This window comes from Delftia sp. DS1230, assembly GCF_040112715.1.
Taxonomy (GTDB): Bacteria; Pseudomonadota; Gammaproteobacteria; order Burkholderiales; family Burkholderiaceae_C; genus Comamonas; species Comamonas tsuruhatensis.
This window is the reverse complement of sequence record NZ_CP157763.1, coordinates 2,836,199-2,850,181: the sequence shown is the minus strand read 5'-3', so window position 1 is coordinate 2,850,181 and position 13,983 is coordinate 2,836,199. Positions and strand designations below refer to the sequence as shown.

Below are 13,983 nucleotides of genomic sequence, written 5' to 3'. Positions count from 1 at the left end.
GCTGCAGAGCGCGACAGGACACCGTTATCGCAACCGGGTTGCATTATGCCCGCAAATCACAACCGCTTACACAACCCGCCCACCTGGGCTCATTGCTTGACCCAGCGCGCAAAGGCACCTCGGAATTTCTGCACCTTGGGCCCCACCACGAAGGCGCAGTAGCCCTGGCTGGGATGGTTCAGGAAGTAGTCCTGGTGATAGTCCTCTGCGGGCCAGTAGCTGGCCAGGGGCTGGACCTCGGTCACGATGGGAGCGTCATACGCGCCCGCCTGGGCCAGCTCGGAGATCAGCGTACGTGCGACCTCCGCCTGATGGTCATTCGTGGTGTAGATCGCGCTGCGGTACTGCGTGCCCACGTCGTTGCCCTGGCGGTTGAGCGTGGTCGGATCGTGCGTGCCGAAGAACACGGTCAACAGGTCGCGCAGCGGAATCACAGCAGGGTCGAACTGCACGCGGATGACCTCGGCATGGCCGGTCTGCCCGGTGCAGATGTCTTCGTAGCTGGGATCGTCCAGATCGCCATTGGCGTAGCCGCTTTGCACGTCGCTCACGCCGCGCACGCGGTCGAAAACGGCTTCGGTGCACCAGAAACAGCCGCCGCCCAGATAAATGGTTTCAGTCGTCATATGCGCCTTTTCTGTGAGAAATCGAAAAAATGACCACACGCAATGCATGCAGGCCGTTGTGCCTACAGGTTAGCCCATGCACAAGCCAGGTGACGACGAACGGTTCTGCGGTTACGATAACTAACCCATCAGTCATTAATTTTCCGTGACCGACTCCCCCGCCTCTTCCCCCGCCCCCGCCGAGCCTTCCGGAAAGCGCAGCCGCCGCAAGCACGAGCGTCCGGGCGAGCTGCTGGAAGCCGCGCTCGACCTCTTCGTGGAAAAGGGCTACGCCGCCACCCGCGTCGAAGAGGTCGCCGCCCGGGCCGGGGTTTCCAAGGGCACGCTGTTCCTCTATTTCGCGAGCAAGCAGGAGCTTTTCAAGGCCGTGGTGCGCCACAGCATCGCGGGCCGCTTCGGCGAGTGGAGCGAGGAGCTCGACAACTACTGCGCACCGTCCACCGATCTGCTGCGCTACTGCTTCAAGTCCTGGTGGGAGCGCATCGGCAGCACCAAGGCGTCGGGCATCACCAAGCTCATGCTCAGCGAGGCGGGTAATTTTCCCGAGCTTTCGCAGTTCTATCACCAGGAGGTGGTTCTTCCAGGCCATGAGCTGATCCGGCGCATCCTGCAGCGCGGCGTGGAGCGCGGCGAGTTCCGGCCCATGGATCTGGACCTGTCCGTGCACTGCGTGGTCGCCCCGATGATGTTCCTGATGATCTGGAAGCATTCGCTGGGCGGCTGCCTGCCGCACGGCGACTTCGATCCCGAGCGGTTTCTGGAATCCCAGATCGACTACCTGCTGCATGGCATGTGCCAGCCCCTTGCAGCCACCACACCACCCTCCTCCCCGCCCACACCATGAAGCGTCGCACCGGCTGGCTGATCGGCCTGGCCTTACTGATCGCCATCGGCGCCAGCGCATGGCGCGCCGCATCCACCCGGCATAGTAAGCAGGCCGCCATTGCCGCGGCCACCCAGCCGCGCGAGATGCCGGTGCGCGTGGGCCCGCAGGAGGTGGTGCAGCTGCAGCCGCGCCAGTTGCAATTGACCGTGCCCGTCAGCGGCGTGGTGCAGGCCGTGCGCAGCGCCGTGGTCAAGGCCTATGTGGCCGGCGAGCTGCGCGGCCTGCAGGTGCGCGAGGGCGACAGCGTGCGCAAGGGCCAGGAACTGGCCCGCGTGGACGCCACCGAGGTCGAGGCCCGCTGGCGGCAGGCCCGCCAGCAGGCCGACGCGGCCCAGGCACAGCTGCAGCTGGCCCAGCGCCAGCACGACAACAACCAGGCCCTGGTCACCCAGGGCTTCATCTCGACCACGGCACTGGCCACGTCCCAATCCAATCTTGACGCCGCCCGCGCCAACCTGGCCGCCGCCCAGGCCGCCGCCGATGTGGCACGCAAGAGCGTGACCGACAGCGTGCTGCGCAGCCCCATGGACGGGCAGGTCGCCCAGCGTCTGGTGCAGGACGGCGAGCGCGTGGGCGTGGAAACGCGGGTGCTGGAGATCGTCGATCCCTCCGAGCTCGAGGTGGTGGCCCAGCTCGCGCCCGCCGATTCGGTGCGTGTGCAGGTCGGCCAGCAGGCCCTGTTGCAGGTCCAGGGCGCGGGCGACGATGTGGCCGCCGTGCCCGCGCGCGTGGTACGCATCAACCCCAGCGCCCAGGCAGGTTCACGCAGCGTGGCCGTCTATCTGCGTGTGCAGGCTGCACCGGTCAACGCAGGCGCCGCCGGCAGATCCATCCCCATCGTGCGCCCGGGCCTGTACCTGCAGGGCAGCATCGTCACGGGGCAGACCGAACAGCTGGCCGTGCCCCTGACCGCCGTGCGCACCGACCAGCCCCAGCCCTATGTGCAGCTGCTGCAGCCGGCGGGCGAGTCCGAAGCGGACAAGAGCCTGCTGCGCGTGCAGCACCGCCCGGTCACGCTGGGCAGCCAGAGCGCGCAGGATGGGGCCACCTGGATTGCCGTGTCCACCGGCCTGCAGGCCGGTGACAGGGTGCTGGCCGGCAGTGTGGGCGGCCTGCGCGCAGGCACGGCGGTGCAGATGCAGCAAATGCAGCAGGCCCCGCAGCCCCAGGCTGCGCCAGCCCCCGGAGCCCGCTGACCATGTGGTTCACGCGCGTCAGCCTGGCCAACCCTGTGTTCGCCACCATGCTCATGCTGGCCCTCATGGTGCTGGGTGTGTTTTCCTACCAGCGACTCAAGGTGGACCAGTTCCCGAATGTGGACTTCCCCGTGGTCGTGGTCACGGTGGACTATCCGGGCGCCTCGCCCGAGATCGTGGAGTCCGAGGTCACCAAGAAGATCGAGGAAGGCGTCAACTCCATTGCCGGCATCAACGCGCTGACCTCGCGCAGCTATGAGAGCACCAGCGTCGTCATCATCGAATTCCAGTTGCATGTCGATGGCCGCCGCGCTGCCGAAGACGTGCGCGAGAAGGTGGCCTCGGTGCGCCCCACCCTGCGCGACGAGGTCAAGGAGCCGCGCGTGCTGCGATTCGATCCGGCCAGCTCGCCCATCTGGTCCGTGGCCGTGCTGCCCCAGGCCGATGCCGGCGCCAAGGCGCCCGATGCCGTCGCGCTGACCAGCTGGGCCGACCAGGTCCTCAAGAAGCGGCTGGAGAACGTGCGCGGCGTGGGCGCCGTCAACCTGGTGGGCGCCACGCCGCGCGAGATCAACATCTACCTGCAGCCCGAGGCGCTGGAAGCCTATGCCATCACGCCCGAACAGATCGTGAACGCCGTGCGCAGCGAGAACCAGGACCTGCCGCTGGGCGCCATCCGCTCGCGCGAGCAGGAGCGCGTGGTGCAGATCGACGCACGCATGAAGCGCCCGCAGGACTTCGAGCGCATCATCGTCGCCCAGCGCGGCGGCGCTCCCGTGCGGCTGGGCCAGCTGGCCCGCGTGCAGGACGGCGCGGGCGAACTGGAGACCGTGGCCCTGTACAACAGCAGCCGCACCCTGCTGCTGTCCGTGCAGAAGGCCCAGGACGAGAACACCATCGAAGTCGTGGACGGCCTGAACGCCACGCTGCGCGAGATCGCCGCCGAAGTGCCGGCCGGCGTGCGGCTGGAGCCGATTGCCGACAGCGCCCGCCCCATCCGCGTGGCCGTCAACAACGTGCGCCAGACGCTGATCGAGGGCGCGGCACTGACGGTGCTCATCGTCTTCCTGTTCCTGAACTCCTGGCGCTCCACGGTGATCACGGGGCTGACGCTGCCCATTGCGGTGATCGGCACCTTTTTGTTCATGTACTGGTTCGGCTTCTCCATCAACATGATCACGCTGATGGCGCTGTCGCTGTGCGTGGGCCTGCTGATCGACGACGCCATCGTGGTGCGCGAGAACATCGTGCGCCATGTGCAGATGGGCAAGGACGCGCATGCCGCCGCGCTCGACGGCACGCAGGAGATCGGCCTGGCCGTGCTGGCCACCACGCTGTCCATCGTGGCGGTGTTCCTGCCCATCGGCTTCATGGGCGGCATCATCGGCAAGTTCTTCCACGAATTCGGCATCACCATCGTGGCGGCCGTGATGATCTCCATGTTCGTGAGCTTCACGCTGGACCCCATGCTGTCCAGCGTCTGGCACGACCCGACCATCCACGCCCATGGCGAGCAGCGCGGCCGCAGCCTCTACGACCGCACGCTGGGCCGGGTCACGGCCTGGTTCGAGCGCGCCACCGACTCGCTGTCCCACTTCTACCAGGACGTGCTGGGCTGGGCGCTGCGCCACAAGATCGCCACGCTGGCGGCGGCGCTGGCCATCTTCGTGGCCAGCATCTTCCTGGTGCCGCTGCTGGGCACGGAATTCGTGCCCAAGGCCGATTTCTCCGAGACCACGGTGAGCTTCAACACGCCCGTGGGCTCGTCCATCGAGGCCACGGAGGCCAAGGCCCGCCAGGTCGATGCCATCATCCGCGCCCTGCCCGAGGTCCGCTACACGCTGGCCACCATCAACACCGGCACGGCCCAGGGCAAGATATACGCCAGCATCTACATCCGCCTGCTGGACCGCCATTTGCGCCAGCGCAGCGGTGACGAACTGTCGGGCGTGCTGCGCGAGCAGATGCAAAGCGTGCCCGGCATCACCGTCACCCATGTGGGCCAGCGCGAGCCCGTGGGCGGGCAAAAACAGGTCGAATTCTCGCTGCAGGGCCCGGACCTGGGCGAGCTGGAGCGCCTGAACCGCGTGGTGATGGAACGCCTGCGCGGCATTCCCGGACTGGTGGACCTGGACAGCAGCCTCAAGCCCGACAAGCCCGTGATCGACATCACCGTGCGGCGCGATGCGGCCGCCGACCTGGGCCTGTCGGTAGGCTCCATGGCCGCCGCGCTGCGCACCTGGGTGGCCGGCCAGACCGTGGGCAACTGGCGCGCCAGCGACGACCAGACCTATGACGTCAAGGTGCGCCTGGCGCCCGAGTCGCGCAGCACGCCCCAGGACCTGGAGCGCCTGCCCTTCGCCCTGCCCTCCACCTCCGGCGACGGCAACATGCGCATCGTGCGGCTGAACCAGGTGGCCACCGTCACGCCCGGCACCGGCCCCAGCCAGATCAACCGCCGCGACATGACGCGCGAGGTCGCCTTCAGCGGCAACGTCTACCTGCGCTCCAGCGGCGAGGTCTCGGCCGACATCCGCAAGGCCCTGGCCGACATCGCCCTGCCGCCCGGCTACCGCACGCAGTTCAGCGGCGCCACCAAGAGCATGAACGAATCGTTCGGCTATGCGGTGTCCGCCCTGGCGCTGGCCATCATCTTCATCTACATGATCCTGGCCAGCCAGTTCAAGAGCTTCCTGCAGCCGCTGGCGCTGATGACCTCGCTGCCGCTGACGCTGATCGGCGTGGTGCTGGCACTGATGATGTTCGGCTCGGCCCTGTCCATGTTCTCCATCATCGGCGTGGTCATGCTCATGGGACTGGTCACCAAGAACGCCATCTTGCTGGTGGACTTCGCCATCCGTGCGCGCGGGCCGCACAGCGACCCGGACACCGGCCAGATCCGCGACGGCCTGCCGCGCGAGCAGGCCCTGCTGCTGGCGGCGCGCGTGCGGCTGCGCCCCATCCTGATGACCACGCTGGCCATGATCTTCGGCATGGTGCCCCTGGCCTTCGCGCTCAGCGAGGGCTCCGAGCAGCGTGCGCCCATGGGCCAGTCGGTGATCGGCGGCGTGGTGACTTCCTCCCTGCTGACCCTGGTGGTCGTGCCCGTGGTCTATTGCTACCTCGACGACTTCTCCCAGTGGCTGCGGCGTCTGTGGAACGGCAACCGGCACGACGCGGCCCCCGGCCAAGGCGCCGCCAGCGCCCCCACCCTGCCGCGAGACTCGTAGAATCAAAGGTTTGTCCTGACAAGTCTTTCTCCGGAGATACCCCATGAGCCTGCCCCTGAACAGCCTGCCCGAACACCACAGCGCCCAAGCGCACGCGCGCTACAACATGATCGAGCAACAGATCCGCCCCTGGAACGTGCTTGATGAAGAAGTGCTGGCGCTGCTGGGCAAGGTGCACCGCGAGAATTTCGTGCCGCCCGAGCATGCCGGCCTGGCCTTCATGGACCTGGAAATCCCCCTGGTCGCCCCGGCCGAGGAAGCCGCCGCCAAGGGCTGGTGCATGCTGGCCCCGCGCATCGAGGCGCGCATGCTGCAGGACCTGAAGATCAAGCCCACCGACCGCGTGCTGGAAATCGGCGCCGGCTCGGGCTACATGGCCGCCCTGCTGGCCGCCCAGGCCAAGGAAGTCGTGACGCTGGAAATCGTGCCCGAGCTGGCCGAGATGGCCCGCGAAAACCTGCTGGGCGCCGGCATCACCAATGCCGAGGTCAAGCTGGCCGATGGCGCCACGGCAGCGGCTGCCCTGGGCCAGTTCGACGCCATCGTGCTCAGCGGCTCGGTCGCCCAGGTGCCGCAGGCCCTGCTGGCCCAGCTCAACGACGGCGGCCGCCTGGCGGCCATCGTCGGCCAGCTGCCCATGATGCGTTTCACGCTGGTGCGCAAGAACGGCCACCAGTTCGAGACGAGCCAGCCCTGGGACGTGGTGACCGCCCGCCTGGCCAATTTCGAAGAGCCTTCGCGCTTCACGTTCTGAAACCCTCTGCAGCGGCCGATGCCCGCAGGACCATGGCCGCTGCCGCAACCCCATTCCATTCCGCAAGGATCTTTCCGATGCTTCCCCAAGTGCCTCCCGCGCAACTCAACGATTGGCTGAACCAGCACTCCAGCGGCTCCGATGCCCTGCCCCTGGTGCTGGACGTGCGCGAGCCCTGGGAAGTGGCCCAGGCCAGCGTACGCCCCGAGGGCTTCGAGCTGCGCTGCATCCCCATGGGCGAGATTCCCTCGCGCCTGCAGGAACTCGATCCGGATCACCCCACAGCCTGCCTGTGCCATCACGGCGCACGCAGCATGCATGTCGCTGCCTTCCTGATGAACAACGGCTTCGAGACCGTGGCCAATATCAGCGGAGGCATCGATGCCTGGTCGCGCGAGCGCGACCCAGGCGTGCCGCGCTACTGAGCGGCAAGACGCAAAAGAAGCCCGGGACACGGCCAACCCGCCGTCCCCGGTGCTTCGTGACGACTGTGTTTTGATTCGAGGACCTCTATGCCCCTGCTTCGGCCCCTTGCCCCTGTCGCTTACGCCCCGCCCCGCCCACACGCCTGGCCCCTTCGCCAGATTGCCTTGCTGCTGTGTGCCTGCGGCATGGGAACCGCTCTGGCCCAGTCCACCGTCCCTGCCGCCCCGGCCTCGGGCTTGCCCGCCGTGACAGCCTCATCGGCCACGGGCCAGAGCCTGTCGGAGTTGGTCGCCAGGGCACGCGGCTACGACGCCCAGTGGCAGGCCCAGCAGGCCGACGCCCAGGCCGCCGCCAGCCGTGCCGAGCAGGCGCGCTCGGGCCTTCTGCCCAGCGTGGGCCTGCAGGCGGGCGCCAACACATCGCATGTGGAAGTCAGCGTGCTGCCGGGGAGCTTTCGCTCGCCCCAGCAGAACCTGCAGCTCAGCGCCCAGCAGCCGCTGTACCGCCCGGCCAACAAGATCGCCTACGACCAGGGCCAGCGCGGCGTGGACGTGGCGCGCGCCCAGTTGGACAGCGGCGAGCAGAACCTGCTGGTGCGCGTGGCCCAGGCCTACTTCGATGTCCTCGGCGCCCAGGACAGCCTGGCCGTGGTCAAGGCACAGAAGGCCGCCATTGCACAGCAGCTGGAATTCGCCAAGCGCAACTTCGAGGTCGGCACTGCCACCATCACCGACTCGCGCGAAGCCCAGGCCCGGTTCGATCTGGCCGGCGCGCAGGAAATCGCCGCCGAGAACGATCTGCGCGTCAAGCGCCTGGTTCTGGACCAGATCGTTGGCGCCGTGGGCACCGTGCCCCGCCCCCTGGCCCAGCCGCTGCAGTTGCCGGCCCTGATGCCCTCCGACGCCCAGGCCTGGGTGGACACCGCACTGCAAGGCCAGCCCCAGCTGCGCCAGGCCCGCCTGGCGCTGGACATTGCCCAGCTGGAAACGAAGAAAGCCGAGGCCGGCCACAAGCCCACCGTGGACCTGCAGGCCGGCTACGTGGTCAACCGCTATCCCAATGGCTCGGTCACGCCGCAGATCGGCACCAGCTACCGCACCAATGCCGCCAGCGTGGGCGTGGTCATGAACCTGCCGCTGTTTGCCGGCTTTGCCGTTCAAAACCGCATCAAGGAAACCCTGGCGCTGGAAGACAAGGCGCGCGCACAGCTGGACGACGCCCAGCGCAACGTGGAGCAGAGCACGCGCACGGCCTTCTTCGGAGTGCAGTCGGGCCAGGCCCAGGTCAAGGCGCTGGAGGCCGCGCTGGCGTCCAGCCAGAGCGCGCTGGACGCCAACAAGCTCGGCTACGAGGTCGGCGTGCGCATCAACATCGACGTGCTCAACGCGCAAAGCCAGCTCTACCAAACCCAGCGCGACCTGGCCCTGGCGCGCTACCAGGTGCTGCTGGGCCAGCTCAAGCTGCGCCAGGCCGCCGGCACGCTCAGCGACGACGACCTGCGCGCCATCGATGCGCTGACGCTCCGCGCGCCAGCCCCTTGAATCCCTGAAGCGCCCGCACGGCAGGCAGTGCTCCGGGCTCATGCCCGGCCGCCGCTGGCCGCGCGCCTGGCGCCGCAGCCCTGTGCTCTGGCAAAGCCGAGGCACGCAAACCCGCCACGACCAGTATCCAGGCAGCCAACGCGCACAGCACCGCCAGACGGCTCAGCAAGGAACAGCGGGAGAGTCTTGGCATGCGTGCCTTGCCTTCGTGGGAGTTGTCGAGCGGGCCACTGTGGCAAACCAGCCTGAAGACCTGCCCCGGCTTTCCTGAAGGGATGCTGAAGCGCATCGTCCCCGCCTTGACCGATACTCGCGGCAGCCCTCCCGCAGGCGCCGGTCCGCGGCATGGGAGCGGCACAGGAAATACACGATGAGACTGCTGCTGGTGGAGGACGATCTGGATCTGGGCAATGGCGTGCGCATCGCATTGGGCGATCACGCCATGGACGTGGTCTGGGTGCGCCGCCTGTCCGATGCGCTGCGCACGCTGGAGCAGCAAAGCTTCGAGATGGTGTTGCTGGACCTGGGCCTGCCCGATGGCGACGGCATCAGCCTGCTCACGCGCCTGCGCCGCGAATGGCGCCGCCTGCCCGTGCTGATCCTGAGCGCACGCGACAGCCTGCACGACCGGCTGCACGGCCTGGACAGCGGCGCCGATGACTATCTGGTCAAGCCCTTTGCCCTGGCCGAACTGGTGTCACGCGTGCGCGCCCTGGCACGCCGCAGCTATGGGCAGGGCGACGGCACGCTGCATCTGCGCGGCCTGTCGCTGCACGAGCCCACGCGCCGTGTCAGCGTTGCAGGCCAGAACGTCGAGCTGTCCCGCTGCGAATTCGACCTGCTGGCCCTGCTGCTGCGGCGCATGGACCGCGTGGTCACGCGCAGCGGCATCGAGGAGGAAGTCATCCCGGGCGGCAGCGCCAACGGCAGCAATGCGCTGGAGGTCCATGTCTCCAACCTGCGCCGCAAGATCGGGCCGGGGTTCATACGCACGGTACGCGGCATTGGCTATGTCATCGACTCGCAGCCGATGGCACCCCTGTCCTGACCATGACATCGCACACTCTGCAGGGGCAACAGGCCAGCCCGAGATGGCGCCGCTGGCTGCGGCCGACACTGGGCCGGCGGATGCTGCTGGCCCAGATGGGCGTGCTCACCGCGATCTGGACCGCGTTGCTGGTGGCAGCCATCTACATGGCCCACTTCCACAATGAATTGCTCGTCAGCAAGCCTGTCTACGAACTCGTCATGGCTGTGGCCGAGGACCTGGCCGACCTTCCGGACCGCCAGCAGCACAGCCTGGCCGCGCTGGACACGGCCCTGCGCCATGAGTACGGCGACGGAGACGACGACATCCGCTTCACGCCCACGCTGCTGGTCTGGCAGCGCGGCCAGCTCCTGTACCGCTCGCCCACGCCGGCACCCACCCTGCGCAACCGCGTGCTGGACACGGTCGAAGACATAGATTTCGAAGGGCAGACCTGGCGCATGAGCACGCTGCGCTCGGCCTCGGGCCAGACCGAAGTCACGCTGATGCTGCCGTCCTTCAAGGAACTGCTGATCACCCTCAACACCCGCAGCTACTACCTGCTGCCGCTGCTGATCAGCCTGCCCTTCCTGGCCTTTCCGGCCTGGTGGTCGGTACGCGCGGCACTGCGCCCGCTGCGCCGCGTGGGCGACGAGCTGGCCACACGCGGCCCCGACGACCTCAGCGCGCTCACCTATGCGCCGCCACATGCCGAGCTGCGGCCGCTGGTGCAGGACATCAACGCCCTGCTGGCCCGCGTGCGCTCCAGCAGCGAGCGCGAGCGCAACCTCATCGCCGATGCAGCCCACGAACTGCGCACGCCGCTGGCCGCCATGCACGTCAACGTCGAGGCCCTGCTGCGCCTTGGCAGCGAACCGCGCCAGCAGGAACTCATGGACAGCCTGCTGCGCAGCAACCAGCGCGCCAGCCGCATGGTGGCCCAGCTGCTGCAGCTCATGCGCAGCGAGACCGAAGCGCCCGGCATGGCCATGCAGCCGCTGCGCCTGGACCTGCTGCTGGAAGACCGGCTCGCCGCACTCGACGCCCTGGCCTGCCGCCGTCCGGTGGAACTGGCCCTGGAAGCCAGCGAGCCACTGAGCGTGATGGGCGAACGCGAAGGCCTGGTCTCGCTGATCGACAACCTCGTGGACAACGCCATCAAATACAGCCCCGCGCACGCCACCATCAGCGTGCGCCTGCAGCGCCAGTGCGACCGGGCCGTGCTCCAGGTGCGCGACCGTGGCCCGGGTATCGCCGAGGCCTGGCGCCAGCGTGTCTTCGACCGCTTCTTCCGCGTACCCGACCAGAGCCAGAGCGGCAGCGGCCTGGGCCTGGCCATCGCCAGAACCGTGACCGAGCGGCACGGCGGCAGCATCGAGCTGCTCAGTGCGGAGGATGGAGGGCTGCTGGCGAGTGTCAGCCTGCCCGTGCTGCAGGACGCCGGCTGATCCGGCCTGCGGATACCGCCAGCCGAAAACCTAGTGCTCAGCGCAACGGTTGGGACTGCACCAGCCCGGCCACCGCCTGCGCCGTGGCCCGTGCGGCCCCACGGTGCTGGTCCAGAAAGCCGCGCGCCTGGGCCACGGCATGGGCGTGGGACTGGCGGTCCCCGGCCAGGTCCACGGCCAGGCGCAGCCCGTGCTCCAGGTCGGGTGCGCGCAGCGCGGCGCCGGCTTCGCAGGCCAGGTCCGAGGCTTCGCTGAAGTTGAAGGTATGCGGCCCCAGCACCACGGGGCAGTCGCAGGCCAGGGCCTCGATGAGGTTCTGTCCGCCCAGCGGCGCAAAGCTGCCGCCCATGAGCGTGGCATCGGCCAGGCCGTAGTACAGGGCCATCTCGCCCAGCGAATCACCCAGCCAGATGTCGATGTCATCCGCCGCAGCCCCGCAGGGCGGGCCACCCACCCACTGGCTGCGGCGCGAGACATGCAGGCCGCCGCCAGCCAGCAGCGCCGCCACTTCGTCAAAGCGCTGCGGATGGCGCGGCACGACCAGCCATTGCACGGCCCGGCCCACAGGCCCCAGCGTGCGCAGGGCGGACAGCAGCATGGCCTCCTCGCCCTCCCGGCTGCTGGCCAGCAGCACCACAGGGCGGGACAGGCCGGACTTCCATTGCCGGGCGCGCTCCAGCAGCGCCGCGTCCGGACGCGCATCGAATTTCAGGTTGCCGAGCACGCCGTGCACGGGCGCGCCCAGCAGGCGCAGTCGCCGGGCATCGTCCTCGGTCTGTGCCCAGGCGGCGGCCAGGGCGGCATAGGTAGGGCGCGCCAGCGGCGCCACGCGCAGCGCCTGGCCCAGCGATTTGTCGCTGAGCCGCGCATTGGCCAGCGCCAGCGGCACGCCCTCTTCGCGGCAGATGGCGACCAGATTGGGCCAGACCTCCGTTTCCATGAGCACGCCGACCGCGGGCCTGAATTGCTGCACGAAGCGGCGCACGGCCGCTGGGGTATCCCAGGGCTGCCAGACCTGCAGGTCGCCGGACTGCAGCAGCCGGCGGCCTTCTGTGCGGCCTGTGGCCGTGCCATGGGTCAGCAGCAGGCGCATGCCGGGCAGGCGCTCGCGCAGCGCGGTCAGCAAGATGGCGGCAGCGCGCGTCTCACCCAGCGATACGGCATGAATCCAGATCCACAGGCCGCGTCCGTCCTGCCCCAGCGTGGCCGGCTGGTAGCGGCCAAAGCGCTCGGGAATGTGCTCGGCATAGACGGGCTCGGCCTCGGCGCGGCGCAGCAGCTTGCGTCGCAGCAGCGGCTGCGCCGCCCAGGTCACAGCGCTGTACAGCGCGCGCGCCCAGGACGTGGGAGAGCGGGAAGTCATCGCCTGGCGCGCAAATCAGTGCGCGGCACCGCCAACCTGCGCGCCGGGCTTGACGCGCTCCAGCAGCGCCAGCATCTGCGTCTCGATGCGCGACAGCGCCTCCTGGGTCTGGCCCTCGAAGCGCAGCACCAGCACGGGCGTGGTGTTGCTGGCGCGGATCAGGCCGAAGCCGTCGGCCCAGTCCACACGCAGGCCGTCGATGGTGCTGACCTGGGCCGGTGCGGCAAAGGTCTCGGCGGCCAGGGCCTGCAGTTCGGCGGCCAGGCGATGGGGCTCGCCCTCGGCGCAGGCCACATTCAGTTCAGGGGTGGAAAAGCTGGTGGGCAGCGCGTTGAGCAAGGCACTGGGGTCGGCCTCGCGGCTGACGATCTCCAGCAGGCGGCAGCCCGCGTAGGTGCCGTCATCGAAGCCATACCAGCGCTCCTTGAAGAAGATGTGGCCGCTCATCTCGCCGCCCAGCGGCGCGTCCAGCTCCTTCATGCGGGCCTTGACCAGGGAGTGCCCGGTCTTGAACATCACGGGCTCGCCCCCGGCCTCGCGGATGGCGGGCGCCAGGCGCTGCGTGCATTTCACGTCGTAGACGATGCTGCCGCCCGGCACGCGCGAGAGCACGTCCTTGGCGAACAGCATCATCTGGCGGTCGGGGAAGATGTTCTGGCCGTCCTTGGTGACGATGCCCAGGCGGTCGCCGTCACCGTCGAAGGCCAGGCCCAGCTCGGCGTCCGAGGTGCGCAGCGCCTCGATCACGTCGCGCAGGTTCTCGGGCTTGCTGGGATCGGGATGGTGGTTGGGGAATTCACCGTCCACTTCGGAGAACAGTTCGATCACCTCGCAGCCCAGGGCGCGGAAGATGCCGGGCGCCGAGGCACCGGCCACGCCGTTGCCGCAGTCCACCACGATCTTGATGGGGCGCGCCAGCTTCACATCACCCACGATGCGCGCCTGGTAGTCGGCCTGCACATCGGCGCGGCGCACGCTGCCGGTGCCCGTGATCGTCCAGTCATCGCTTTCGACGCGGCGGCGCAGCGCCTGGATTTCCTCGCCGTAGATGGCGCGGCCGGCCAGCACCATCTTGAAGCCGTTGTAATCCTTGGGGTTGTGGCTGCCCGTGACCTGGATGCCCGAGCGCGCCAGCGTGCTGGCTGCGTAGTACAGCATGGGCGTGGTGGCCAGGCCGATGTCGATCACCTCGATGCCGACCTCGGTCAGCCCGGCGATCAGCGCCGCGGACAGCGAGGGTCCCGACAGGCGGCCATCGCGTCCCACGGCCACCACGGTCTCGCCGGCCGCCAGGGCCGCCATGCCGAAGGCGCGGCCCACGCCGAGCGCGACCTCCTCGTTGAGCGTGGACGGCACGATGCCGCGGATGTCATAGGCTTTGAAGATGGAAGATGCGACCTGCACGTCGAAAACGCTTTCTCGTCGGTTGAAAACAGGGCGCCGCAGCCTGGGGACCTGGCCCGGCTGCGGCCCAAGGCGCGATTGT

At 68.6% G+C, this 13,983-nt stretch carries 11 protein-coding genes; 8 read left to right on the top strand and 3 right to left on the bottom strand.

Going from position 1 to position 13,983, the window contains the following annotated elements:
- Positions 1 to 89: 89 nt before the first annotated feature.
- Positions 90 to 626, bottom strand: a complete 537-nt coding sequence (gene msrA, locus AAN986_RS12760) for a peptide-methionine (S)-S-oxide reductase MsrA (RefSeq protein WP_016447084.1) — start codon at positions 624 to 626, stop codon at positions 90 to 92.
- A 145-nt stretch (positions 627 to 771) separates the two neighbouring features.
- Here msrA and AAN986_RS12755 point away from each other — a divergent pair, with 145 nt between their 5' ends.
- From AAN986_RS12755 to AAN986_RS12720, 8 genes are all read left to right on the top strand, one after another.
- On the top strand, positions 772 to 1,470 hold the full coding sequence (locus AAN986_RS12755; protein ID WP_016447085.1) for a TetR/AcrR family transcriptional regulator: 699 nt from the start codon (positions 772 to 774) through the stop codon (positions 1,468 to 1,470).
- Positions 1,467 to 2,708, top strand: coding sequence for an efflux RND transporter periplasmic adaptor subunit (locus AAN986_RS12750; protein WP_047217030.1), 1,242 nt, complete (start codon positions 1,467 to 1,469; stop codon positions 2,706 to 2,708). Before AAN986_RS12755 ends, AAN986_RS12750 begins: the two co-directional genes overlap by 4 nt.
- A 2-nt stretch (positions 2,709 to 2,710) precedes the next feature.
- The gene (locus AAN986_RS12745) at positions 2,711 to 5,938 is read left to right on the top strand and encodes an efflux RND transporter permease subunit (protein WP_047217029.1); all 3,228 of its coding nucleotides are present in this window, start codon (positions 2,711 to 2,713) and stop codon (positions 5,936 to 5,938) included.
- A 43-nt stretch (positions 5,939 to 5,981) separates the two neighbouring features.
- Positions 5,982 to 6,692: a protein-L-isoaspartate O-methyltransferase gene (locus tag AAN986_RS12740; RefSeq protein ID WP_016447088.1), complete on the top strand. Its 711-nt coding sequence runs from the start codon at positions 5,982 to 5,984 to the stop codon at positions 6,690 to 6,692.
- Positions 6,693 to 6,769: 77 nt separating this feature from the next.
- On the top strand, positions 6,770 to 7,117 hold the full coding sequence (locus AAN986_RS12735; RefSeq protein ID WP_012205782.1) for a rhodanese-like domain-containing protein: 348 nt from the start codon (positions 6,770 to 6,772) through the stop codon (positions 7,115 to 7,117).
- 87 nt (positions 7,118 to 7,204) lie between these two features.
- Positions 7,205 to 8,659, top strand: coding sequence for a TolC family outer membrane protein (locus tag AAN986_RS12730; RefSeq protein WP_349335688.1), 1,455 nt, complete (start codon positions 7,205 to 7,207; stop codon positions 8,657 to 8,659).
- Between the two features lie 370 nt (positions 8,660 to 9,029).
- Positions 9,030 to 9,707, top strand: coding sequence for a response regulator (locus tag AAN986_RS12725; protein WP_013802240.1), 678 nt, complete (start codon positions 9,030 to 9,032; stop codon positions 9,705 to 9,707).
- A 2-nt stretch (positions 9,708 to 9,709) separates the two neighbouring features.
- Positions 9,710 to 11,134, top strand: coding sequence for an ATP-binding protein (locus AAN986_RS12720; protein WP_047217027.1), 1,425 nt, complete (start codon positions 9,710 to 9,712; stop codon positions 11,132 to 11,134).
- A 37-nt stretch (positions 11,135 to 11,171) separates the two neighbouring features.
- On the opposite strand, the gene AAN986_RS12715 is transcribed toward AAN986_RS12720, so the two are convergent.
- Positions 11,172 to 12,497, bottom strand: a complete 1,326-nt coding sequence (locus AAN986_RS12715; RefSeq protein WP_047217026.1) for a 3-deoxy-D-manno-octulosonic acid transferase — start codon at positions 12,495 to 12,497, stop codon at positions 11,172 to 11,174.
- Between the two features lie 15 nt (positions 12,498 to 12,512).
- Positions 12,513 to 13,901, bottom strand: coding sequence for a phosphomannomutase/phosphoglucomutase (locus AAN986_RS12710; protein ID WP_016447094.1), 1,389 nt, complete (start codon positions 13,899 to 13,901; stop codon positions 12,513 to 12,515).
- Between the last annotated feature and the right edge of the window lie 82 nt (positions 13,902 to 13,983).

What these genes read in the sequence shown, in the direction of transcription:
- msrA (WP_016447084.1), bottom strand. Translation starts at nt 626, where the DNA reads ATGACGACTGAAACCATTTATCTGGGCGGCGGCTGTTTCTGGTGCACC.
- AAN986_RS12750 (WP_047217030.1), top strand. Translation starts at nt 1,467, where the DNA reads ATGAAGCGTCGCACCGGCTGGCTGATCGGCCTGGCCTTACTGATCGCC.
- AAN986_RS12745 (WP_047217029.1), top strand. Translation starts at nt 2,711, where the DNA reads ATGTGGTTCACGCGCGTCAGCCTGGCCAACCCTGTGTTCGCCACCATG.
- AAN986_RS12740 (WP_016447088.1), top strand. Translation starts at nt 5,982, where the DNA reads ATGAGCCTGCCCCTGAACAGCCTGCCCGAACACCACAGCGCCCAAGCG.
- AAN986_RS12735 (WP_012205782.1), top strand. Translation starts at nt 6,770, where the DNA reads ATGCTTCCCCAAGTGCCTCCCGCGCAACTCAACGATTGGCTGAACCAG.
- AAN986_RS12730 (WP_349335688.1), top strand. Translation starts at nt 7,205, where the DNA reads ATGCCCCTGCTTCGGCCCCTTGCCCCTGTCGCTTACGCCCCGCCCCGC.
- AAN986_RS12725 (WP_013802240.1), top strand. Translation starts at nt 9,030, where the DNA reads ATGAGACTGCTGCTGGTGGAGGACGATCTGGATCTGGGCAATGGCGTG.
- AAN986_RS12720 (WP_047217027.1), top strand. Translation starts at nt 9,710, where the DNA reads ATGACATCGCACACTCTGCAGGGGCAACAGGCCAGCCCGAGATGGCGC.
- AAN986_RS12715 (WP_047217026.1), bottom strand. Translation starts at nt 12,497, where the DNA reads ATGACTTCCCGCTCTCCCACGTCCTGGGCGCGCGCGCTGTACAGCGCT.